We start from the raw sequence: 22,789 nt of genomic DNA on the forward strand, positions 1-22,789 counted from the left end.
GGATTGTTCTCAAGAATTGGTCGGTCGCGCATTGTTTGGTATCCACCAGTCGCGCCCGCGCGGCGTGGTGACATATTCCGGCCAGCGGAAGTTGATCGGCGGCTCGTAGTCGCAGAGCGGCGCGATCCAGTTGGAGCCGCCGATGCCGCCGCCGGTGCGGGTGGTGAACTCATTCATCGCCTCGTCGCGGGCGGTCTTGTCCTCGAGCAGGTGCAGCGCCGCCAGCGCGACCGTTTTGGCCGCGCAGATGACCATCGGATCGATCGTCGCGGGAATGCCGCCCAGAGCATTCATCACCCATGCCGGAAAAGCGTGGCCGTTTGCCGAGCGCAGCGCTGGGCGGGCGACATAGAAGCGCGCGGTCGGCGCGTGCCAGCTCATGTCGGTGTAGTCGTCGGAGGTCGAATTCACCTGGGAAGGCGGCAGGTCGCGGCGCAAGATCGCCTCGGCCTCCTGTGGCGAAATCAGCCGCTCCAGCTCATCGATGAAGGGGTTTTCGGTCGCGGTGCCGCCGGCATTGACCTGGATTTCCCGCGCGATCGTCCTGGCGGCCTCGTCCCAGCGTGGCGGCCCGACCGTCGACAGGGCTTCGTAGGTAATCCCTGCCATGGCGTGGTTGGCCAGCCCCGGCCGCGACTTCGACACCCAGTGCCGATCGTAGCGGCAGCCGCTGATCGCGGCCGCGGCCGCGGCGTTGCGGTCGAGCACCGCCGTCACCTGCTCGGCCATGCGAAGCGTCGGCACGCGGATCATGTACTGGATTTCCGCCAGGCCCGCCGGCAGATTGTCGGCCGTGGCCTGGCCAGCCGTCAGGATCGCCTCGCTGATCGACCAGCCGCCCTGATGCGGCAGCATGGAATCGCGCAACGCCTTGGAGGCCATGTACATGGTCATCAGCGCATCGTTCGCGCCCGGTGCCCTGACCGCCGAATGCGCCTGCGGGATCGGCGCGCCGTCGCCTGCGCGAATCCAGTTTTCGGGTTCGTCGCAGACGAAACGATAGATCATCGCATAGGCCGCGCCGCAATGCGTATCCCAGCGAGCGGTGTTGCAGAGCGGCAGCATGTAAAATGGATGGAAGGAAATCATGCCGGCAAGGCCGTCATAATAGCCTTTTGCCGCATGGATCGGCTTCGAACCGCGCACCTTTTCGGCCGGCTCGCCGGTAAAGCGCAGCGTGCCTTGAATGTCGTGGCGCTGCATCGCGGCCTTGGTCGCGAGCAGCCCGCCGAGGCTTGCTATGCCGAGCCCCGAATGCGGGTCGGTATGGCCGCCGGCCTCGGCGCCAAGGCCAGGTCGCGGCTGCCTCACCGTCACGGCGTCCTGGCAATTGCCGGGCACGGCATCATATTCGGCATACATGCCGATTGTCGGTCCGGCGCCGTTTGTCCAGTGGGCGCAGAAGGCGGTCGGCATGCCGCCCGAGCCTTCCTCGACAGAAAATCCCTCGCGTTTGAGCCGATCGACATACCAGGCGGCCGATTGGTACTCGCGCCATGCGGTCTCGCCGAAATCGAAGATGGTGCGTGTCCAGGCCGACAGCAGGGGCTGGATGCCGTCGAGGCAGGCAAGCGCGGTCTCTTGCGCCGATGTCGTCACCGGTTTGTCCATGCTCTAGAAGAAAGCAGTGAAGCGGCTCGCCAAAAAGTGATATGTTTTCCCGGTTCGTGCAAATTCGGTTCACCTCTTGAGAATTCCTTCGACACAGGCGCTACGCGCCCTCGACAGTTTCGCCAGGCATGGCAGCGTCTGGCGTGCCGCCGACGAACTGCACCTGACCCGCAGCGCCGTCTCGCACCAACTGCGGTTGCTCGAGCGTGACCTTGGCTTCGATCTCCTGCAACGCATCGGCAAGGGCGTGGCGCTGACGCCGCGCGGCCAGCGCTATGCGGCCGATGTCAGGAAGGCGCTAACCGTGCTCGGCGACGCGGGGGCGCAAAACAGCGGTGCGGGCGTCGGCGGTTCGTTTGCCATTTCCTGCCCTCCGGGCTTCGCCTCGATGTTCCTTTGCTCCCATATCGGCGAGTTCCAGCAAATGTATCGGGACGTGGCACTCTCGATCTTGACGCCTCGTCGCCTCGATGACGTCAGCAATCCGGAGGCCGACGCTTTCATCGCCTTTGGCGTCGGCAACTGGCCGAACCGCGCGGTGGAACTGCTCTGCGAGGTCTCGTTCACGCCGCTCTGCAGCCCGACGCTGCTCAACAAGGTCGGTGGGTTTTCCAAGCCCGCCGACGTGCTGCGCGCCAATTTGCTCCATCTCGGCGACACCGAGGACTGGGCACGCTGGCTGGCATTGTCGAAGGTGGAAAATCCCGACACCGAGGGCGGCATCTTCTTTTCCGACATGAACCTCGTCTTTTCGGCGGCGGTCGCCGGGCAGGGGATTGCCATGGGCGACGAACTGACAGGCCGCCGGGCGCTGAGCGAAGGCCGCCTTGTCAAGCCGTTCGAGGCGTCGGTCCCCTCGCCACGCTCATATTTCCTGGTCTTCGAGCATGCCAAGGCGGGACATCCGGTACTCAATGCCTTCAGCGATTGGTTGAGGGCAAAGCTATCGGAGAACAGGCTCTAGGCGAATTAAGACTAGCAGATCCCCCACGAGGGGGAGATTGGCGGTTCCAGCCACGCCATCCTCCATCCACCCGTGAATCAAATTTGCCGATCAGGCGAAAACTATTCGGTTGCGGTGAGCTTCGGCCCTGCCTACGATTTGGCTCAACGGTAAGGATAGAGGCAGGATGCTACAACCCGGCCGGGCCGCAGAGATCAAGGCAATCGGGATCGGCAAGAGCTTCGGCTCGTTCCGTGCACTGGACAATCTGACGCTTGACATTGGGCGCGGCGAGTTCCTGACCCTGCTTGGCCCCTCCGGCTCCGGCAAGACCACCTTCCTGATGATCCTGGCCGGCTTCGTGCAGCCGAGCGAGGGCAGGCTTTTCAGCGACGGCGCCGACATCACCGACCGCCCGGCCGAGCAGCGTGCCGCCGGCATGGTGTTCCAGGGTTATGCGCTGTTTCCGCATATGAGCGTCGAAGCCAACATCGCTTTCCCGCTCAAGGTCCGCAAGAAATCGGCCGCCGAGATCAGGAAGCGCGTCGGCGAGATGATCGAGCGCGTCGGTCTGGTCGGCCACGAGAAGAAACTGCCGTCGCAGCTGTCCGGCGGCCAGCAGCAGCGCGTCGCCCTTGCCCGCGCGCTGGTGTTCGAGCCGGGCGTGCTCCTCCTCGACGAGCCGTTTTCGGCGTTGGACAAGAGCCTGCGCGGCCAGATGCAGGCCGAGATGAAGCGCCTGCATCAGGAGACCGGCACCACCTTCGTCTTCGTCACCCACGACCAGAGCGAGGCGCTGGCGCTGTCGTCGCGCGTCGCCATTTTCAACCACGGCAAACTGCTGCAGGTCGGGGCGCCGGACGAGGTCTACGACCGGCCGGACAATCGCTTCGTCGCCGAGTTCCTCGGCGAGATCAACATGCTGCCGCTGAAGGGGGTCAAGCCCGCCGACCACGGCTCGACCGGCCTTTGCGAGGACCGCGCGGTCAGCATGCACTGCAAGGCCGCGAAAGTCCGCGGTGACGCCATCCTGGCGATCCGGCCCGAACACATGTCGATCGCGCCCGAGGCGGCAGCTGGAGAGAACGGCATCGCCGCGACCGCGATCGCCTCGACCTATCTGGGGGCGGCGACCAAGCTCGACCTCACCACGCGCCATGGTGCCAAGGTAACCGTCTCGGTGCCCAACGAGGTCGCGGCGGCTGCTCTCAGCAAGGGCAATTCCGTCTGGCTGACATGGCCGGCGGAAAAGGGCTTCCTCCTTCCGGATGGAGGACAATGAGCGCCGGTGCGGCCTGATCCGCCGCACCGGTTTCCGGATTGAAGTCAACGAAAACAAAGGGGAACTGACATGAACGACACCAAGAAACAGGCCATCGAAACGCTGTCCGAGAGGACGAGACGCGGCGAGATCTCGCGCCGCCAGTTCACGCAACTCGCGGCACTCGTGCTTGCAGGCTCGCCGATGCTGCTGCGCTCGACCGGAGCCTTCGCGGCGGCGAAGGAACTGGTGCTGGTGAATTGGGGCGGCGACGCGATCACGGCTTACGACGCCGCCTATGGCCAGGCTTTCACCAAGGACACCGGCATCACCGTCAAGATGGACGGCTCGGGCCCGACCGAAGGCGCGATCGCCGCGCAGTCCAAGAGCGGCGCCCCGACCTGGGACCTTGTCGACGTCGATCCGTTCTCGGCCATCACGCTCGGCGCGCAAGGCATGCTCGAGCCGATCGACTACAATATCGTCGACAAGAAGAAGATGCGTCCCGGTTTCGGCTGGGACTATGCCGCCTCGACCTATTTCTTCTCCTATGTCATCGCCTACGATTCCGAGAAATACGGCAAGGATGCACCGACCGGCATGGCCGATTTCTTCGATGTGAAGAAATTCCCCGGCAAGCGTTCCCTTTACAAATGGGGCGTGTCGAGCTGGGAAGCGGCCCTTCTGGCCGACGGCATCGCGCCGGCGTCGCTCTACCCGCTCGACTTGAAGCGTGCGCATGACAAGATATCAGCCTTCAAGGAAAACGTCGTCGCCTATTGGGGCGGCGGCGCCGAGAGCCAGAGCGTGCTGCTCAATGGCGAAGCGTCGATGGCGATCGTGTGGTCGACACGGGCCTCGCTGATCGAGCAGGATTCCGGCGGCAAGATCAAGTTCATCTGGGACCAGGGTCTGATCTCGCCCGGTGCGCTGGCCGTGCTCAAGAACAACCCAGGCGGCAAGGATGCGGCGATGAAGTTTATCGCCAGCGCCCAGGATCCGGAAAAGCAGCTCGTCATGTTCGACAAGCTCGGCCAGGGTCCGGCCAATCCGGCGGCCGACGCGCTGATTCCCGCCGACAAGAAGCGCATCAACCCCGTCGATCCGGAGAACATGAAGAAGCAGATCCCGCTCGACATGGACTGGTACGCCAAGAACTACGGCGCGGCCCTCGACGAATACACCAAGATCATCTCCGCCTGATCACTGGCGTTGCTGAGCTGACATGAGAGGTGTTCTCTCCGACAGGATGGGCGCGGCGCTGTTGATGGCGCCGCTGCTCCTGTTCCTCGTCCTGGCCTATGCCTGGCCGTTTCTCGGCGTGGTGAAGTGGAGCTTCACCTTGCCGACGCCCGGGCTTGGCCAGTACCAGGCGTTGCTCACCGACGATCTGGTGCAGTCGGTGTTCATCCGCACGCTGCGCATCGCGGCCATCGTCACCATCGTGTCGGTCGCCGCCGCCTATGCCATCACGGTCGTCTGGGTGCGCGGCAGCCCAGCGCAGCGCCTCATCGCCGAATTCTGCATCCTGGTGCCGTTCTGGATCTCGGTGCTGACGCGCGCCTTCGGCTGGGTGGCGCTTTTGTCCAACCGCGGCCTCATCAACACCTGGCTGCAGTCCATCGGTTTCATCTCCGAACCGCTGACTTTGGTGCGCAACGAATTCGGCGTCATCGTCGGCATGACGCATTTCCTCATTCCTTTCGCCGTCTTTCCGTTGGCGTCAGCCATGCGCAGCCTGGACGAGCGCGTGCTGCTCGCGGCGCGCGGGCTGGGTTCCAGCCGCATGCGCACCTTCTGGACGGTGTTCGTGCCGATGACGCGCTCCGGCATCATCGGCTCCGCGATGATCGTCTTCGTCTTCTCGCTCGGCTTCTTCGTCACGCCGGCGATTCTCGGCGGCGGCCGCAGCGTGATGATCGCCGAATTGATCTATCTCCGGATATTCCAGAGCCCGGACTGGGGACTGGGGGCCGCGATCAGCGTCGTGCTGGTGGTCTTCGTCGGCGCCCTGATGGCGCTGCTCTTCCGATACGTCAAACCGAAGCAACTGGTGTAGCGTGATGCCGACCTATCGCCCCGGACCCGTCTCGCTGATCCTCGCCGTGCTGGTGGCGCTGTTCCTGCTGTTGCCGCTGCTGGCCGTCATTCCGGTCTCGCTGACGCCGAGCCGCATGCTGGCAATGCCGACGGGTGAATTGTCGCTGCGCCACTATCGCTCGCTGATCGAGGACCCGCGCTGGCTCCAATCGATCCTGCTTTCGATCCGGATCGGCATCGTCAGCAGCGCTATTTCAACCGTACTGGCGCTTAGTTTCAGCCTCGGCGTCTGGATGTTCCAACCGCGCTTCACCGCCACCCTTGTCGGTTTCGTGCTGTTGCCGATGGTTGTGCCGCCGGTGGTCTCGGCGGTGACGCTCTACTTCCTGCTCACCTCGATCTCAGGCGTCAGTTCCTTCTTCGGCTACGACACCTGGCTCGGCGTTGCCATGGCGCATTCGGTGATGACGGTGCCGTTCGCGACCGTGCTGATCCTGGTTTCGCTCAGTCAGCTCGATCGGCGCATCGACCTTGCCGCGCGCGGTCTCGGTGCAAGCGTGTGGGAACGCGCCACGCGCGTCATTATGCCCAACATCAAGTTTGGCATCGTCACCGCGGCACTGCTCTCATTCGTACTCTCCTGGGAAGAGATCGGCGTCACCCTGTTCATCACCTCGGTCAACGCCATCACGCTGCCGCGCCTGATGTGGATGGGCCTGCGCGACAACATCGACCCGGCGATCGCGGCGCTTTCCGTGATATTGATCATCATCACCGTGCTGGTTCTGGCGGTGAGGAGCTTCGTGGTCAGGCTGAACCGGGAGAGCAAGCCGGTCTAGACAAACCGTACCGAGACGCGGCCAAACTTGCCCAAATCGCCGATCACTTCATCACCAGCCTCGACGCGTATCGGCGTCACGCAAGTGCCTGTGATCACCACCTGTCCCGGCTGGAGCGCTATGCCGAGGCCCGACAGTTCGTTGACGATCCATGTGAGCGCTATACGCGGGTCGCCTAACACCGCCGCGCCGGTTCCGTCGTGCCGCGACTTGCCCGAAACAAGACCGGTCACCGGGTGTTCCGCGAGGTTCACGTCACGCCATTCGTCTTGCGTGGGCTGGCCGATGACGAACAGATTGGCACAGGCATTGTCCGCTATCAGCTGTGGCGCACCGACGGCGCGGAAATCGTCGTAGCGCGAGTCCGGTATTTCTATCGCCGGATGCAAGGTTGCCACGGCATCTATCACCTCGGCGATTTCATAAGGCGCCGGGCGCGGCGGGATCTGCCGGCCAAAACGGAAAGCGAATTCGATCTCGGCGACCCGCATCTTGCTCGTCGCGAGCGAGACGGTCCCGCCAACCGCGACCGCTTTCTCTGCCAGCAGGCGCCCGGCCATCGGGCCGTCGACATTGATATGCCTTTGACCGGCAAGGCTGGTTGCCGCGATCTTCCAGCCGAAAAGCGGGGCCGCCGAACGATCCATGACATGGGCCTGGATGGCATAGCCTTCGGTCCGTGTCTTCGGGCGAAGCTCCTCAGGTATGGCGTCGAGATGGGTGCCATGGTCCCAATGGCTTACCAGCAGACGCGACGCGGCCTTGGCCTTTTGTGGATCGAGCATGGTCAGCTCCCGAATCTGGGAAAATGGCCCGGCGCCGGGCGTTGATGATGCTTGCGGTGCGCAACCGGTATCGCTATGCCGCGTCCGCTGAGGAGATTGTCGGCAAGTCGTATTTTCGAGATCATCGGCATTCATCATCGAGACGACGAATCGGCAAACCTGTCCGTGCGGGAAATGGTTATATATGGCAAAGCGTCTAGAACGCGGAAGAGCTTCTGGCAGGCAAGGGTCGGTGGCGCAACAGGCGAGGGGAAGAACGATGACCGCGCCCGGTGATTTGCAGCAGGCCCTGTTCCTCAGGTTGAAAAGCGATGCGTCGCTGTCGACGCTGCTCGGCGGCGCCGGGCTGCTCGAGCGGGCAACCGACACCGCCGCCTTTCCCTATGTGACTTCAGGCCAGACCTCGGCTTTTGACTGGGATACCGGCGCCGAGAATAACGACGACCAGCTGATCACGCTGCATGTCTGGTCGAAGGCCCATGGTGAAGCCGAAACGCTTGCCATCATGGCCGCCATCAAGGCGCGCCTTGCCGACGCGGTGCTGGTGATCGGCCCGCGTGGACAGACGCGGCTGTCGCTGGAATTCACCGAGGCGCGTTATGATGAGGAATTGCTTGTCCATCATGGTCTGCTGCGATTCCGAGCGCTGACGCAGGAAAACGCCTGACGCGCTTTCAATATCATCGAAACGGAGTCTAGACTGGGCTTTCGCGGGGTTCACTGGTGGGGCGGTGAATCCAGATTGTCTATCTCGCGTTGCAGGGGTGTGGCGAGCATGGGTTCAGGGCCGTTCACTGTTCATTTCACGTTCAGCACCGATGCGTTACAACGCCGGTCATGAAAACGCTTCGCTCCCATTTCCGAACCGCGACCCTGGCGCTTAGTGCCGCCGGGCTGTTTGCGTCGCAGGCAATGGCGATACCGGCGATCGCGCCCGATCAGCCCACCCCGATCGTCCTGGCCGCATCCGACTGCTATGCGATCGGTCAGCAGGTGGCCCAGCAGAATGGCGGAACACTCGCCAAGGCCTCGGCGTCGACGCGTGGCGGCCAGGCGGTTTGCGTTATCGTCGTGCTCGTGCCGGGCAAGGACGGGCAGCGTCCGCGCCGCTCCGAAATCGTCGTTCCGCAGAACTGACGCAGTCTTCTCGTCCTACAGGGCTCCGTTTCCCAGGCCGGCGGAATCGGCCTATATCTGAAACCTCAGTCAACAGGCATTGGTCCCCGCATGCGCGTACTCGTCGTCGAGGATGACAAGGATCTCAACCGGCAGATTTCCGATGCGCTGGTCGATGCCGGCTATGTCGTCGACCGTGCCTTCGATGGCGAGGAGGGTCATTTCCTCGGGGACACGGAGCCTTACGATGCCGTCGTGCTCGACATCGGCCTGCCGCAGATGGACGGCATCAGCGTGGTCGAGCGTTGGCGTCGCGGCGGCCGCAAGATGCCGGTGCTGATCCTGACCGCGCGTGACCGCTGGAGCGACAAGGTCTCGGGCATCGACGCCGGCGCCGACGACTACGTCACCAAGCCGTTCCACATCGAGGAGGTACTGGCACGGGTCAGGGCCCTGATCCGCCGCGCCGCCGGCCACGCCTCGTCGGAACTGACCTGTGGGCCGCTGCGTCTCGACACCAAGGCTTCGAAGGCCGATGTCAATGGCGTGCCGCTGAAATTGACCTCGCACGAATTCCGGCTGCTTGCCTATCTGATGCACCACATGGGCGAGGTCGTTTCGCGCACCGAACTGGTCGAGCATCTCTACGACCAGGATTTCGACCGCGATTCCAACACGATCGAGGTCTTTGTCGGGCGGCTGCGCAAGAAGATGGGCATCGACATGATCGAAACCGTGCGCGGCATGGGCTACCGTATGCGTGAGCCGGAGGCGTAAGGCGGAACCGCTTCCTACCAACCCAACCGTGGGCAGACGGCTTTCGCTACGCGCTTGGCCGCGCTCGCTGACGTTCCGCGTTATCGCCTTTTCCACGGTATGGGCGATCCTGACCCTGGTCGTCATCTTCACCCTGATCACCACGCTCTACCGCCAGGCCAGCGAGCGGGGTTTCGACAGTTTGCTGTCGGCGCATCTGTTCAACCTGATCGGCTCGATCGGCATTTCCGACAGCGGCGCGCTGACCGGCTCGCCCGACCTTGGTGACCTCCGTTTCTCCGAACCGAATTCGGGCTGGTACTGGTCCGTCGAGCCCGCCTCGGAAGGCGTGCACGGCGATCTTCATTCTTCGTCCATGACCCGGACCATCCCGTCGCCCGATGTGGCGGACGTTCCCTTCAACGCCAATTTCCAGCGCAGCTATGCCGCGCAAGGCATCAACGGCGAGGAACTGGTCGTATTCGAGAGCGAATTCGTTCTCGATGCCAAGAACCGCGCCGCGCGCTTCCGCGTCATGGGAAACAAGACCGAGCTGGAGCAGGAAATAGGGACCTTCCAGCGTCGCCTGCTGACCTATCTCAGCCTGTTCGGCATCGGAATGATCGCCATCAACGCCATCGCCATCCTGCTCGGGCTGCAGCCGCTGCGCAGGGTCAGGAACGCACTCGCCATGGTGCGCGAGGGCACCGCGCAGAAGCTCGACGGCCGCTTCCCGGCCGAGATCGAACCGTTGGCCAACGAAACCAACGCTTTGATCGAAAACAACAAACGCATTGTCGAGCGTTCGCGGACCCAGGTCGGCAACCTCGCCCATTCGCTGAAGACGCCGCTCGCCGTGCTGCTCAACGAGGGCCGGGCGCTTGGCGGCGCCAAGGGGCAGTTGATCGCCGAGCAGGCCGCCTCCATGCAAAAGCAGATCGATCACTATTTGCAGCGCGCCCGCGTCGCGGCGCAGCGCGACAGCGTCGTCTACCGCACGCCCGTGGCGCCGCTGGTACAGCGCATGGTGCGTGTTTTGCAGAAGCTCAACCCGCGGACCAGCCTATCGCTGTCGCTGCCGGCCACCGAGATCGTCTTTGCCGGCGAACGCGAGGACCTCGAGGAACTGCTCGGCAATCTTCTCGAGAATGCGATGAAATGGGCAAGGAGTGCTGTCGCGGTCTCGGTCGTGCCCTTGGTCAGCAAGGATGAGAGCCTGTTCGAGATCAGCATCGAGGATGACGGCCCTGGCATTCCCGAGGACAAGGCGCGCGAAGCCATGAAGCGCGGACGGCGCCTGGACGAGACAAAGCCGGGAACGGGCCTGGGCCTCGCCATCGTCGCCGACCTCGTCAACGAGTACGGAGGTGGCCTGGATCTGGGGCGTTCCGGCATGGGTGGTCTGAAGGCAGCGGTGCGATTGCGGAGCCTTCAGTGACGTTTGCCCAGACCAATCGACACCAACGGGTGGCACATGCTATGGCGGCATATCGATTGACCTCATACTGGCCGGCGGCGGCCAAATTTCCGACAAATATCAATAGTATGGCCATGCCCACTTCTCAGATGATGCCAGGCGCATCCATGGCAAGCTCCAACTCAGGAATACCGGTTGTTGGCATGAAGATTCGCGTCGCGCTTGTTTCCGCATTGCTGGCCGTGTCGGGCTGCACCACCTTGAGCGGCAAGGGCCCGACCGTGGCCGCGACCCCGGCCTCGACGCCCCCGGCCGGCGGCAAGGTCGTCACCAAGTCGATCATTTCCGCCATGGGCGGCGGCCTCATTGGCGGGTCTGTCGGCAATGGCCTGAGCGACACGGAAAAGCGCAGCGCGCTCGAGGCCGAATACAAGGCGCTTGAATACACGACGAGCGGGCAGAAGGTGGCGTGGAAGGGCGATCAGGCCTCGCGCCATGGCGAGGTCGTTCCAGCCCAACCTTACCGCGTTGGTTCGCAGGATTGCCGCCAGTACACGCAGACGGTGTTCACCGGCAGCGCCAGTGTCACGGCGCACGGAACAGCCTGCCGCAATGCCGACGGCGGCTGGACACCATTGACCTAGCACGCCGGGTCCGGTTGCGACCCGGCCAGTTGATGTCGATCAAGGACATTCGGTGCGCCTGCCGTCAAAGCGTCGCAGGATGCCTGTGTTGGCAGGGCAGGGCTCTGCCTTTATTGGAAGAACCATGCTGTTCTGGGTCATAGCCGCAATTCTCACGCTGGGCGCCAGTCTGGCGGTGCTTTTGCCGCTGGCTGGGGCTTCCAAGGGCGCGTCATCGAGCGGCGACCACGACCTGGAAGTCTATCGCGATCAATTAGCCGAACTCGACCGCGATGCCGCGCGCGGCTTGATCCGGCCCGCTGAGGCAGCCGAGGCGCGCGCCGAGATCGCCCGCCGCATCCTTCGCCTGGGTAACGCTGACATAACCGGCAAGACGTCCGGCAGGGCGGCGTCGGTCACGGCACGGCTTGTCGCGACCGTGGCCGTGCTGGCGGTCCCGTTGGTCAGTTGGGGGTTCTACAGCCAGATCGGCTCGCCTGACCTGCCGTCGCAGCCGCTCAGCGAGCGGCTGGCCAAGAACCCGGCCGACAGTTCGGTCGATGAGCTGGTGGCGCGCGCCGAAGCCCACCTCGCGGCCAACCCTTCCGATGGGCGGGGCTGGGATGTGCTGGCGCCGGTTTATCTGCGCATGCAGCGCTTTGCCGACGCCGCGGCGGCCTACCGCAACGCCATACGCCTCGACGGCGACAGCGCCGTACGCCAGGCCGGACTCGGTGAGGCGATCGCCGGTGCCGCGGGCGGTATTGTTTCGGCCGATGCCCAGGATGCCTTCGAGGCGGCCTTGAGGCTTGACCCGGCCAATGCGAAAGCCAGCTTCTATCTGGCGATGGCATTGGCGCAGGAGGGCCGCGGCAAGGAAGCGGCCGCGGCCTGGCAGGTGATGCTCGGTAAACTGCCGCCGGATTCGCCATGGCGCGGCGCCGTCGAACAGGCACTGGCCAAATCCGGCTCCGAAGTCGCTTCCGGCGCGGCCCCGAAAGGCCCCGATGCCGGCGATGTCGACGCGGCATCCTCCATGTCGCCGCAGGACAGGGAAGCCATGATCAACACCATGGTCGCCGGCCTCGACGACAAACTTCGTCAAAATCCGCGCGACCCGGAAGGATGGATGCGGCTTGTTCGTTCCTATGTCGTGCTGGGCAAGACCGACCAGGCGCGCGATGCGCTGGGCCGCGCCATTGCGGTCTTTGGGGCCGACAGTGACGAAGCCAAGAAATTCACCGCCTTTGGCGCCTCGCTCGGCCTGACGGCGACGGAGTAGAATTGGATATGACGCGCAAGCAGAAACGATTGTCGGTGATTGTGGGCGGCTTGGCTTTCCTCGCAGCCGCCACCGGCCTGACGTTCTACGCGCTTGGCCAGAAAGCGTCCTATTTCTACATGCCGGCCGATCTGACCACTGCCAGTGTGCAGCCCGGCCAGCGCATCAGGCTCGGCGGTTTGGTCGAAAAAGGCACCATCCAGCGCGGCCAGGGCGCGACGGTTGCCTTTTCGGTCACCGACACCCACAAATCGGTCAAGGTTACCTATACCGGCATCCTGCCCGACCTTTTCCGCGAAGAGCAGGGCGTCATCACCGAGGGCACCTTTGGCCCCGACGGCGTCTTTGTCGCCGACAGCGTGCTGGCCAAGCACGACGAGCGTTACATGCCCAAGGAAGTTGCCGCCGGCCTGAAGGCCAAGGGTGTCTGGCAGGAGAGCAAGAGTGAGTAATCCCGGCGGGAGAGCAAGCGGGAATGGTTGAGACCGGACATTTCGCCCTGGTTCTGGCGTTCGCGCTTTCACTGGTGCAGACCATCGTGCCGCTGTTTGGCGCGCGGCTGAACAACCAGCGCCTGATGGCGGTCGGCGGTCCGGTCGCGGTGACTGGTTTTGCCTTGACGGCCCTGTCCTTCGCGGCACTTGCGAGCGCCTATGCAAGTTCCGATTTTTCGCTGGCGAACGTCTGGGAGAACTCGCATTCGCTGCAGCCGCTGATCTACAAGATCACCGGAACCTGGGGCAATCACGAAGGCTCGATGCTGCTCTGGGTGCTGATCCTGACCTTCTTCGGCGCGCTTGTCGCCGCTTTCGGCTCCAACCTGCCGGCGACGCTGCGCGCCAACGTGCTTGCCGTGCAGGGCGCCATTGGCGCAACCTTCTTCCTGTTCATCCTGGTGACGTCCAATCCCTTCGTCAGACTCAATCCGGCGCCGATCGAAGGCCGCGATCTCAACCCGATCCTGCAGGACCTTGGCCTCGCCATTCATCCGCCGCTGCTCTATCTCGGCTATGTCGGCTTCTCGATCTGCTTTTCCTTCTCGGTCGCGGCCCTTATCGAGGGCCGCATCGATGCTTCCTGGGCGCGCTGGGTGCGGCCATGGACGCTGGTCGCCTGGATGTTTCTGACCGGCGGCATCGCCATGGGATCGTATTGGGCCTATTACGAGCTCGGCTGGGGCGGTTTCTGGTTCTGGGATCCGGTCGAGAACGCTTCCTTCATGCCTTGGCTGGCGGGCACCGCGCTGCTGCATTCTGCCATCGTGATGGAAAAGCGCTCGGCGTTGAAGATCTGGACGCTGCTGCTCGCCATTTTGACCTTCTCGCTGTCGCTGCTCGGCACTTTCCTGGTGCGTTCGGGCGTCCTGACGTCCGTCCACGCCTTTGCCACCGATCCGACGCGCGGCGTCTTCATCCTGTGCATCCTGACGCTGTTCATCGGCGGCTCGCTGGCGCTGTTTGCGCTGCGCGCCTCAAGGCTGACCGCAGGCGGCCTGTTCCATCCGATCTCGCGCGAAGGCGCGCTCGTCCTCAACAATCTGTTCCTGACCACGGCGACCGCCACCGTGCTGGTCGGCACGCTCTATCCGCTGGCGGTCGAGGCTTTTTCGGCCGACAAGATTTCGGTGGGCGCGCCGTTCTTCAACCTCACCTTCGCCCCGCTCATGGTGCCGCTGCTCGTGATGGTTCCCTTTGGGCCGCTGCTGGCCTGGAAGCGCGGCGATGTCCTTGGCGTCGCGCAGCGTCTGATGCTCGCGTTTGCGGCCGCCCTTCTGGCGACGCTGGTCACTGCCTTGTTCATCGACGGCGCTTCGGTGCTTGCCGCGCTTGGCGTTGGCCTCGCGGTCTGGCTGATCCTTGGCGCGCTGACTGACCTCGCCGTCAAGGCAGGCTTAGGCAATGTCGCCGCGCCGGTCATGGTCAGGCGCCTGGTTGGTTTGCCACGCTCCGTCTTCGGGACCGCTTTGGCGCATCTCGGCCTTGGCCTGACGGTGCTCGGCATTGTCGGCACGCTCTGCTTCGGCACGGAGAAGATCCTGTCCATGCGTGCTGGTGAAACCGTCGAAATCTCCGGCCGCACGGTGCGTTTCGTCGGCCTCTATCCGGCCCAGGGGCCGAACTACAGCGAGGATCGCGGCCGTTTCGAGCTGATCGGCGTCAGCGGCAGCCCTGTCGGCGAAATTAGCTCCGCCAAGCGTTTCTATCCGGTGCGGCAGATGACGACGACGGAGTCCGGCATCAAGACCATCGGCCTCTCCCAGCTCTACATTTCGCTCGGCGACGAGGGCAAGGACGGCTCGGTCGTGGTGCGCCTGTGGTGGAAGCCGCTGGTGACGCTGATCTGGGGCGGCGGCCTGGTGATGATGGCGGGTGCCGCCATGTCGCTGATGGACAGGCGCCTGCGGGTCGGCGCGCCTTCGCGCCGCCGCAAGCAGGCGGTGGCGCCGGTGGTCCTGCCATGAAGGCAAGGTTTTCGCTGACCTCGATTGTCCTCCTGCTGGCATTATTCTTCGCCGGCACGGCAATGGCGGTGAAGCCTGACGAGATGCTGGCCGACCCCGCTCTGGAGGCACGGGCGCGGGCGCTGTCGGAAGGCCTGCGCTGCATGGTCTGCCAGAACCAGTCAATCGACGAATCCGACGCCGACCTTGCCCGCGACCTGCGTATCCTGGTGCGCCAGCGCCTTGTTGCCGGTGATACCGACCAGCAGGTGATGGACTATGTGGTCTCCCGGTACGGCGAGTTCGTTCTGTTGAAGCCGCGTTTCGACCTGCGCAACGCGTTGCTGTGGGGCACGCCCGTGCTGTTGCTGCTGGTGGGAGGCGTATTCATTGTGTTGACCGCGCGGTCGCGCCGGACGCTGGCGACAAAATCCCTGTCAGCCGATGAACAGGCGGCATTGGACACGATCCTGGACCGCGACTGACGTCTGCGCCGCGCGCCAACATTACCAAAGTTTCATGTGCCGGAAATGGCGTCGTAATGTGCGCCGCTCTAATTCTCGTTCTTGAGGATGCCGATCAAGGCGCGTCCGTTGAAAGAGGATAAGAGAACCATGAATATTGCCCCCAATTCATATTCCCGCACCCGCAAGCGTCTTCTGGCTGCCGCCGCGTCCATCGCTGTCGCCGGCGCGATCGGCGTTGGCGCGCTGACCAGTGGAACCAGCCCCGTTCTGGCTGACGCCGTGCGTGTGGAGGCTCCCCAGGTTCCGAGCTTCGCCGATGTCGTCGAGCGCGTTTCGCCAGCCGTGGTCAGCGTCAAGGTCAAGGCCAAGCTGCAACCGACCGCCGATGACGGTTCCGACGATCAGGGCGGTTTCGACAATCTTCCCAACAATCCGCAGTTGCGCCGCTTCTTCAAGGAATTCCGCGGCTTTGGTGACCAGGGTGGCCAGAACGATGAAGGTCAGCGCCGCTTCGGTCATCGCGATCGCAACAACGACCAGCCGCGTCCGGTGGCGCAGGGCTCCGGCTTCTTCATCTCCGAAGACGGTTATCTCGTCACCAATAACCATGTCGTCGAAGAAGGCACCGCCTTCACCGTGGTGACCAATGACGGCAAGGAACTCGACGCCAAGCTGGTCGGCACCGATCCGCGCACCGATCTCGCCGTGCTCAAGGTCGATGGTGGCGGCAAGTTCACCTATGTCGACTTCGCCGACGATTCCAAGGTTCGCGTCGGCGACTGGGTCGTGGCTGTTGGCAACCCGTTTGGCCTCGGCGGCACCGTCACCGCCGGCATCGTATCGGCGCGCGGCCGCGATATCGGCGCCGGCCCCTATGACGATTTCCTCCAGATCGACGCATCGGTCAACCGCGGCAATTCGGGTGGCCCGACCTTCAATCTCAACGGCCAGGTGGTCGGCATCAACACCGCCATCTTCTCGCCTTCGGGCGGCAGCGTCGGCATTGCCTTCGACATTCCGGCCTCGACCGCCAAGCAGGTCGTCGGAGATCTGATGAAGAATGGCGCGGTCCAGCGCGGCTGGCTCGGCGTCGAAATCCAGCCGGTCACCTCCGACATCGCCGAATCGCTCGGTCTGAAGTCCAACAACGGCGCCCTGGTTTCGAGCGCCCAGGACGATGGCCCCGGCAAGAAGGCCGGCATCACCGCGGGGGATGTCATCACCCAGGTTGATGGCAAGGACGTTGCCTCGCCGAAGGAACTCGCCCGCCTGATCGGCGCCTATTCGCCGGGCAAATCGGTTGACGTCACCGTGTGGCGTGACGGCAAGAGCCAGACGGTCAAGGTCGATCTCGGCAAACTGCCCATCAGCGACAAGCAGGCATCGGGCGACCAGCAGCAGCAACCCTCCGCTCCGGCAAAGCCGGACACGCTCGCCGATCTCGGCCTCACCGTCACCAAGTCTGAAAACGGCAAGGGTCTGGTGGTGACCGACGTCGACCCCGACAGCGCTGCCGCCGATCGCGGCATCCAGCCGGGCGACGTCATCACCGCGGTTAACTCGGCGGAGGTCAACGGCACCGACGACGTCACCAAGGCCATGGCCGATGCGGTCAAATCCGGACGCAAGGCGGTGCTGATGCAGATCACCCGCGACGACAACAACCGCTTCGTCGCGCTGCCGGTGGCCAAGGGCTGAGACGACTTTTCCAATGCGGCGGTTTCAACACCCCCGAGTCGCCGCATGGGAAAGCAAGAAGGAGAGCCCGTTAGTCAGTCATCGCGCTCTTCTTCAGTGGCAGCGGGCTTCCCATCGCCCGCTGCCGCGCGCCGCATATGGGTGCCCACATCACGCTCTCGTGCCCGAAGCCGGTCGGTTCGGTGTCGCGGGGGGTAACGACATGACCGGGAACTGGCATGTCCGGCGCAACGACGCCACGGAACAAGGACTTTATCGCGCACGCTCTCGATCATCTTGATCGCGATGCGCTTTGGCAAAGGCTAGAATGCAGATGCCGGCTACTCAATCTTCCAGCGAAATCGCGTATAACGGCCCTATGAAGATTCTCGTCATAGAAGACGACCGCGAGGCTGCGGATTATCTGCAGAAAGCCTTCACGGAAGCCGGTCATACGGCACATGTCGCCGGTGACGGCGAGACCGGCTTCGCGCTTGCCGATGCGGGTGATTACGACGTGATGGTCATCGACCGGATGATGCCGCGCCGCGATGGCCTGTCGGTCATTGCCGCTCTCCGCTCCAGGGGCAACACGACACCAGTGCTCATCCTGTCGGCGCTGGGCGAGGTCGATGACCGGGTCACCGGCCTGCGTGCCGGCGGCGACGACTATCTGACCAAGCCCTATGCCTTTTCCGAACTTCTGGCGCGTGTCGAGGTGCTGAACCGACGCGCCAGCGCCAAGGAGGCCGAGACCGTCTACCGGGTTGGCGACCTTGAACTCGACAGGCTGTCGCATTCTGTCCGCCGGGCCGCGCGTGAGATCACGCTGCAGCCGCGCGAATTCCGCCTGCTCGAATATCTCATGCGCCATGCCGGCCAGGTGGTGACGCGCACCATGCTGCTCGAAAATGTCTGGGATTATCATTTCGATCCGCAGACCAATGTCATCGATGTCCACGTCTCGCGGCTGCGCGGCAAGATCGAAAAGGGCTTCGACAAGCCGATCCTGCACACGGTTCGAGGCGCCGGCTACATGCTGAAGGGCGGCTAGGCGACAGCATGGCTCTTTCCGTGCCCGCCATCATGAAGACGACGGCAGCGCGGCTTTCGGCGCTTTATTTCCTGCTTTTCGCGCTGTGCGCCGTGCTGCTGGTCTTCTACATGACGTCGCTGTCAGCGAGCATGCTGACCGGGCAGACGCAGGACACAATCAATGATGAGATAATAGGCTTGGCCAGCGCCTACAAAAAGGGCGGCTTGCCATTGCTGGTGCGTGTGGTCGAAAACCGCTCCCGCCAGCCTGGCGCCAACCTCTATCTGATCGCCGACACCAATGGCCAGATCCTGACCGGCAATGTGCAGGCCCTGGAGCCGGGTGTGATCGATACCGAGGGCTGGACGACCGAGCCGTTCTCCTACAAGCGCTTCGGCGAAGGTGAGCTTGATCGTTTGCGCAGCGGAGCGTCCGACCAGACGACGTCTCCTTCAACGGGCGACAACGCGGTGCAGGCTGAAGGCGAGAAGGGCCACAATGCCATCGCGCTGGTGCTGCGGCTGCCCAATCAGATGATCCTGCTGGTTGGCCGCGATCTCGGCGAACCGGAGCGTTTTCGCGCCGTTATCCGCCGCTCGCTGATGCTGGCGCTCGGCATGATGGGGCTCGGCGGACTGCTAATCTGGTTCTTTGTTGGCCGCGCCGCGCTGAAGCGCATCGACAGCGTGTCGGAGGCCAGCCGTCGCATCATGGGCGGCGATCTCAGTGGCCGATTGCCGGTTACGGGCACCGGCGACGAATTCGATCGGTTGTCCGAAAACCTCAATTCCATGCTGGCCAGGATCGCCACGCTCAATGAAGGCTTGAAACAGGTTTCCGACAACATCGCGCATGATTTGAAGACGCCGCTGACCCGGCTGCGCAACCGGGCCGAGGCGACGCTTTCTGGCAAGCAGAAGACGTCGGACTATCGGCAGGCGCTGGAGGGCACCATCGCCGAGTCCGACCAGCTGATAAAGACCTTCAACGCCATCCTGATGATCTCCCGGCTGGAGGCTGGATATTCTTCCGAGCACACCAACCGCGTCGATCTGGCGGCTGCCGTGCGCGATGTGGTCGAGCTCTACGAGCCGGTGGCCGAGGAGGCTGGCGTTTCGCTGGACGCCGAGGTGAACGGTGCTTTTGCCGTTGACGGCAACCGCGAACTGATCGGCCAGGCGCTCTCCAACATCGTCGACAATGCGATCAAGTACTCGACCGATGCCACGTCCAAGCCGGCGGTCCGCGTGGCGCTCGAACGCACGCATGGCGAGATCAGGCTTTCCGTCGCCGACAACGGCCAGGGCATTCCCGACGATGCCGATCGCGCCCGGGCGACGGAGCGCTTCGTGCGGCTGGAGAAAAGCCGTTCGCAGCCTGGTTCCGGCCTTGGCCTCAGTCTCGCCAAGGCGGTCATGACATTCCATTACGGCCGGCTTGACCTGTTGGCCGGCAATCCGGGACTATCCGTGGTCATGAGTTTCCCCACACGCGAGGACCACTGATGGCGGCCGTTGCCAAGCGGAGCAAGACAGACTGGTTGCTGAGCCTGGAAACCCCGCTTGTCCCGCTCGACGAGGGGCGGGCGCGGCAGGAACTGGCCGAAATCGCGGACGCAGCGCGCGAAGAAGGGCTGACACGGGCGGCCAAATTCCTGGCCGGCAAGGGGACGGCGCAGGATTTCCTGGCCGCCGTCTTCGACCTTTCGCCGTTCCTGCGCGATACGGCGCGCCGCCGGCCGCAAATCCTCGACGGCCTCTTCGACCTGCCGATCGAGGCCCGCCTGAAGGCGATCACCGCCGCGATCGACCAGGCGCCGCTGGCCGAAACGGTCTCGGAATCCGGCCTGATGATGGAGCTGCGTCAGCATAAGGCCGAGGCGCATTTCCTGATCGCGCTAGCCGATCTCTCGGGCGAGGCCGAGACGTCGCTGACAGTAAGGCGCTTGAGCGATCTCGCCGACGCCTGCACCCGCGCGGCCGTCGATTTCCTGCTGCGTGACGCGCATGGCCAGGGCAAGCTCAGACTGCCAGACCTCGACAGCCCGTCGCATCAATCGGGCTGGATCCTGCTTGGAATGGGCAAGCTCGGCGCGCATGAGCTGAATTTCTCGTCCGATATCGACCTCGTCGTGTTCTTCGATCCGGAAGCGCCCGCCGTGGTCGATCCCCTCGACGCCACCGATTTGTTCTCGCGCCTGACGCGCCGGCTGGTGCGCATCCTGCAGGATCGCACCGAGCACGGCTATGTCTTCCGCACCGATCTGAGATTGCGTCCCGATCCCGGCTCGACCCCGCTGGCGATTCCGGTTGAAGCCGCGCTGCGCTACTACGAGGCGCGCGGCCAGAACTGGGAGCGTGCCGCGATGATCAAGGCGCGCCCGGTGGCAGGCGATCTGGCGGCCGGCGATGCCTTTCTCAAGGAACTCCAGCCCTATATCTGGCGCAAATACATGGACTACGCCGCGATTGCCGACGTCCATTCGATCAAACGCCAGATTCATGCCCATAAGGGTCACGGCGAGATCGCCGTGAAGGGGCACAACGTCAAGCTTGGGCGCGGCGGCATCCGCGAGATCGAGTTCTTCGTCCAGACCCAGCAGCTCATCGCCGGCGGCCGCTTCCCGGAGCTGCGCGGCCGCGAATCCGTGCCCATGCTCGGTCAGCTCGCGGCCCGGGGCTGGATCACGTCGGATGCGCGTGACGCGCTCGCCCGCCAGTACTGGTTCCTGCGCCGGGTCGAACACGCCATCCAGATGGTGGCCGACGAGCAGACGCACATGCTGCCGGAAGACGATGAGGGGCTTGAGCGCATCGCCCGCATGCTGGGCTTTGCCGACGCGGCCGCGTTTGCCGGGGCGTTCCGTGCCTCGCTGCAGCAGGTCGAGCGCCACTATGCCGCGCTGTTCGAAACCGCGCCCGAGCTTTCGGCCGGCATCGGCAATCTTGTCTTCACCGGTGACGTCGACGACCCGAATACGCTGCAGACCCTGCACGGTCTCGGCTTTCAGCGGCCAAGCGACATTTGCCGGGTCATCCGCGGCTGGCATTTCGGGCGCTATCGCGTCACCCAGTCGGCGGAGGCGCGCGAGCGGCTGACGGAACTGACGCCGGCACTGCTCAAGGCCTTTGGTCAGACGCGCCGGGCTGACGAGGCGCTGGTCCGTTTCGACGAGTTCCTCGCTGGTCTGCCGGCCGGCATCCAACTGTTCTCGCTGCTGCAGTCGAACCCCGCACTGCTCAAGCTGATGGCGACGATCATGGGCGCGGCGCCCCGGCTGGCGGCGATCATCACCCGCCGGCCGCATGTCTTCGACGGCTTGCTCGACCCGGCATTGCTGACCGAGCTCCCCGACCGTGCCTATCTCTCGGCGCGGCTTTCCGCCTTCCTCGAAGGCGACAGGGCTTATGAGGACGTGCTCGACCGGCTGCGCATATTTGCTTCCGAGCAGAAATTCCTGATCGGTGTGCGGCTGCTCGCGGGCTCCATCGATCCGGCCCGCGCCGGCCGCGCTTTCTCCGATCTGGCGGACCTGACAATCGCGGCGGCATTGGAAGCGGTGACCGCCGAATTCGCGGTGCGCCACGGCACGATCGCCGGCGGTGTGGTCTCGCTGCTCGGCATGGGCAAGCTTGGCAGCCGCGAGTTGACCGCCGGGTCGGATGTCGATCTCATCCTGCTCTACGATCACGATGCGGACGCCGAGGATTCCGATGGCGACAAACCGCTGGCGCCGTCGCATTACTACTCCCGCATGACGCAGCGGCTGATATCGGCGGTATCGGCGCCGACGGCGGAAGGGGTGCTTTACGAACTCGACCTGCGTTTGCGGCCGTCCGGCAACAAGGGACCGGTCGCCACCCATATCGATGCCTTCAAAAAATACCAGCGCCAGGAAGCATGGACCTGGGAACACATGGCCCTGTCGCGGGCGCGTGCCATCGCCGGTGATGATGGCTTGTGCGGTGAGGTCGAGGCGGAAGTTGCCGCGGTGCTTGGCCAGTCGCGCGATGCGGCAAAGGCGAGGGCCGAGGCCTCGGAAATGCGTGCCATGATCGAGCAGGAAAAGCCGCCCCGCGACCTGTGGGACATCAAGCTGATCCCGGGCGGTCTGATCGATCTCGAATTCATCGCCCAGGTGGCTGTCATCACCGGGCAGGTCGAGGCCGGACCGCGCGCCACCGGTACGGCCGAGATCCTGTCTCGCCTGACGCCCCGTTTCGCCAATGCCGCGATCAGGCAGGACCTTGGCGATGCTTACGCCCTTTATCTGGCGCTGACCCAGATGACGCGGCTGTGCCTTACCGGACCCTTCGAACGTGACGACGTTCCGCCGGGGCTTTCGGATCTGCTTCTGGCGGTCACCGACCTGCCGGATTTCGGTGTGCTGGAAGCACATCTCAAGGAGACGTCGCAAAAGGTCAGGAAGGATCTCGACCTTTTGCTTCGTGCCGGGGGTTCGTGACCAACGACCATCCGGCCGCATCGGGGGTGAC

General features: G+C 64.0%; 20 protein-coding genes. 18 read left to right on the top strand and 2 right to left on the bottom strand.

Going from position 1 to position 22,789, the window contains the following annotated elements; translation table 11 throughout:
• Positions 1 to 9: 9 nt before the first annotated feature.
• Positions 10 to 1,611, bottom strand: coding sequence for an amidohydrolase (locus EN804_RS12225; protein ID WP_189524506.1), 1,602 nt, complete (start codon positions 1,609 to 1,611; stop codon positions 10 to 12).
• 76 nt (positions 1,612 to 1,687) lie between these two features.
• Here EN804_RS12225 and EN804_RS12230 point away from each other — a divergent pair, with 76 nt between their 5' ends.
• The 5 genes from EN804_RS12230 to EN804_RS12250 all read left to right on the top strand — a co-directional run bounded on the left by EN804_RS12230 (position 1,688) and on the right by EN804_RS12250 (position 6,694).
• Positions 1,688 to 2,575, top strand: coding sequence for a LysR substrate-binding domain-containing protein (locus EN804_RS12230; protein WP_135883392.1), 888 nt, complete (start codon positions 1,688 to 1,690; stop codon positions 2,573 to 2,575).
• A gap of 166 nt (positions 2,576 to 2,741) precedes the next feature.
• A complete protein-coding gene (locus EN804_RS12235) occupies positions 2,742 to 3,836 on the top strand; it encodes an ABC transporter ATP-binding protein (protein WP_135919541.1) in 1,095 nt (364 codons plus the stop codon).
• A 69-nt stretch (positions 3,837 to 3,905) separates the two neighbouring features.
• Positions 3,906 to 5,018: an ABC transporter substrate-binding protein gene (locus EN804_RS12240; protein WP_127280994.1), complete on the top strand. Its 1,113-nt coding sequence runs from the start codon at positions 3,906 to 3,908 to the stop codon at positions 5,016 to 5,018.
• A 22-nt stretch (positions 5,019 to 5,040) separates the two neighbouring features.
• On the top strand, positions 5,041 to 5,874 hold the full coding sequence (locus tag EN804_RS12245) for an ABC transporter permease (RefSeq protein WP_135883390.1): 834 nt from the start codon (positions 5,041 to 5,043) through the stop codon (positions 5,872 to 5,874).
• A 4-nt stretch (positions 5,875 to 5,878) separates the two neighbouring features.
• Positions 5,879 to 6,694, top strand: coding sequence for an ABC transporter permease (locus EN804_RS12250; RefSeq protein ID WP_135919543.1), 816 nt, complete (start codon positions 5,879 to 5,881; stop codon positions 6,692 to 6,694).
• Here EN804_RS12250 and EN804_RS12255 read toward each other — a convergent pair.
• Positions 6,691 to 7,479, bottom strand: a complete 789-nt coding sequence (locus tag EN804_RS12255) for a fumarylacetoacetate hydrolase family protein (protein WP_135919545.1) — start codon at positions 7,477 to 7,479, stop codon at positions 6,691 to 6,693. The genes EN804_RS12250 and EN804_RS12255 overlap by 4 nt on opposite strands.
• A 259-nt stretch (positions 7,480 to 7,738) precedes the next feature.
• On the opposite strand from EN804_RS12255, the gene EN804_RS12260 reads away from it, so the two are divergent.
• The 13 genes from EN804_RS12260 to EN804_RS12320 all read left to right on the top strand — a co-directional run bounded on the left by EN804_RS12260 (position 7,739) and on the right by EN804_RS12320 (position 22,758).
• Complete coding sequence (locus EN804_RS12260) at positions 7,739 to 8,146, top strand: DUF3168 domain-containing protein (protein WP_127278457.1); 408 nt, start codon at positions 7,739 to 7,741, stop codon at positions 8,144 to 8,146.
• A 170-nt stretch (positions 8,147 to 8,316) separates the two neighbouring features.
• Complete coding sequence (locus EN804_RS12265) at positions 8,317 to 8,616, top strand: hypothetical protein (RefSeq protein ID WP_135919547.1); 300 nt, start codon at positions 8,317 to 8,319, stop codon at positions 8,614 to 8,616.
• A gap of 90 nt (positions 8,617 to 8,706) precedes the next feature.
• Positions 8,707 to 9,372, top strand: a complete 666-nt coding sequence (locus tag EN804_RS12270) for a response regulator transcription factor (RefSeq protein ID WP_015318627.1) — start codon at positions 8,707 to 8,709, stop codon at positions 9,370 to 9,372.
• A gap of 28 nt (positions 9,373 to 9,400) precedes the next feature.
• The gene (locus tag EN804_RS12275; RefSeq protein ID WP_245511631.1) at positions 9,401 to 10,789 is read left to right on the top strand and encodes an ATP-binding protein; all 1,389 of its coding nucleotides are present in this window, start codon (positions 9,401 to 9,403) and stop codon (positions 10,787 to 10,789) included.
• Positions 10,790 to 10,971: 182 nt separating this feature from the next.
• The gene (locus tag EN804_RS12280) at positions 10,972 to 11,412 is read left to right on the top strand and encodes a hypothetical protein (protein ID WP_127278453.1); all 441 of its coding nucleotides are present in this window, start codon (positions 10,972 to 10,974) and stop codon (positions 11,410 to 11,412) included.
• Positions 11,413 to 11,536: 124 nt separating this feature from the next.
• The gene (gene ccmI, locus EN804_RS12285) at positions 11,537 to 12,673 is read left to right on the top strand and encodes a c-type cytochrome biogenesis protein CcmI (RefSeq protein WP_127871345.1); all 1,137 of its coding nucleotides are present in this window, start codon (positions 11,537 to 11,539) and stop codon (positions 12,671 to 12,673) included.
• An 8-nt stretch (positions 12,674 to 12,681) separates the two neighbouring features.
• The gene (gene ccmE, locus EN804_RS12290) at positions 12,682 to 13,125 is read left to right on the top strand and encodes a cytochrome c maturation protein CcmE (protein ID WP_135883386.1); all 444 of its coding nucleotides are present in this window, start codon (positions 12,682 to 12,684) and stop codon (positions 13,123 to 13,125) included.
• A 23-nt stretch (positions 13,126 to 13,148) separates the two neighbouring features.
• Positions 13,149 to 15,134: a heme lyase CcmF/NrfE family subunit gene (locus EN804_RS12295; protein ID WP_135919549.1), complete on the top strand. Its 1,986-nt coding sequence runs from the start codon at positions 13,149 to 13,151 to the stop codon at positions 15,132 to 15,134.
• Positions 15,131 to 15,598: a cytochrome c-type biogenesis protein gene (locus EN804_RS12300; RefSeq protein ID WP_135919551.1), complete on the top strand. Its 468-nt coding sequence runs from the start codon at positions 15,131 to 15,133 to the stop codon at positions 15,596 to 15,598. Before EN804_RS12295 ends, EN804_RS12300 begins: the two co-directional genes overlap by 4 nt.
• A 129-nt stretch (positions 15,599 to 15,727) precedes the next feature.
• Positions 15,728 to 17,278, top strand: a complete 1,551-nt coding sequence (locus EN804_RS12305) for a Do family serine endopeptidase (protein ID WP_135919553.1) — start codon at positions 15,728 to 15,730, stop codon at positions 17,276 to 17,278.
• Between the two features lie 358 nt (positions 17,279 to 17,636).
• Positions 17,637 to 18,311, top strand: a complete 675-nt coding sequence (locus EN804_RS12310; protein WP_023771592.1) for a response regulator transcription factor — start codon at positions 17,637 to 17,639, stop codon at positions 18,309 to 18,311.
• 8 nt (positions 18,312 to 18,319) lie between these two features.
• Positions 18,320 to 19,798 carry a HAMP domain-containing sensor histidine kinase gene (locus EN804_RS12315; RefSeq protein WP_135919555.1) on the top strand — a complete coding sequence of 493 codons (1,479 nt, stop codon included), beginning with the start codon at positions 18,320 to 18,322 and terminating at the stop codon, positions 19,796 to 19,798.
• Complete coding sequence (locus tag EN804_RS12320; RefSeq protein ID WP_135919561.1) at positions 19,798 to 22,758, top strand: bifunctional [glutamine synthetase] adenylyltransferase/[glutamine synthetase]-adenylyl-L-tyrosine phosphorylase; 2,961 nt, start codon at positions 19,798 to 19,800, stop codon at positions 22,756 to 22,758. Before EN804_RS12315 ends, EN804_RS12320 begins: the two co-directional genes overlap by 1 nt.
• Positions 22,759 to 22,789: the final 31 nt, after the last annotated feature.

Origin of the sequence: Mesorhizobium sp. M8A.F.Ca.ET.161.01.1.1, from assembly GCF_004792105.1 — a bacterium.
Taxonomy (GTDB): Bacteria; Pseudomonadota; Alphaproteobacteria; order Rhizobiales; family Rhizobiaceae; genus Mesorhizobium.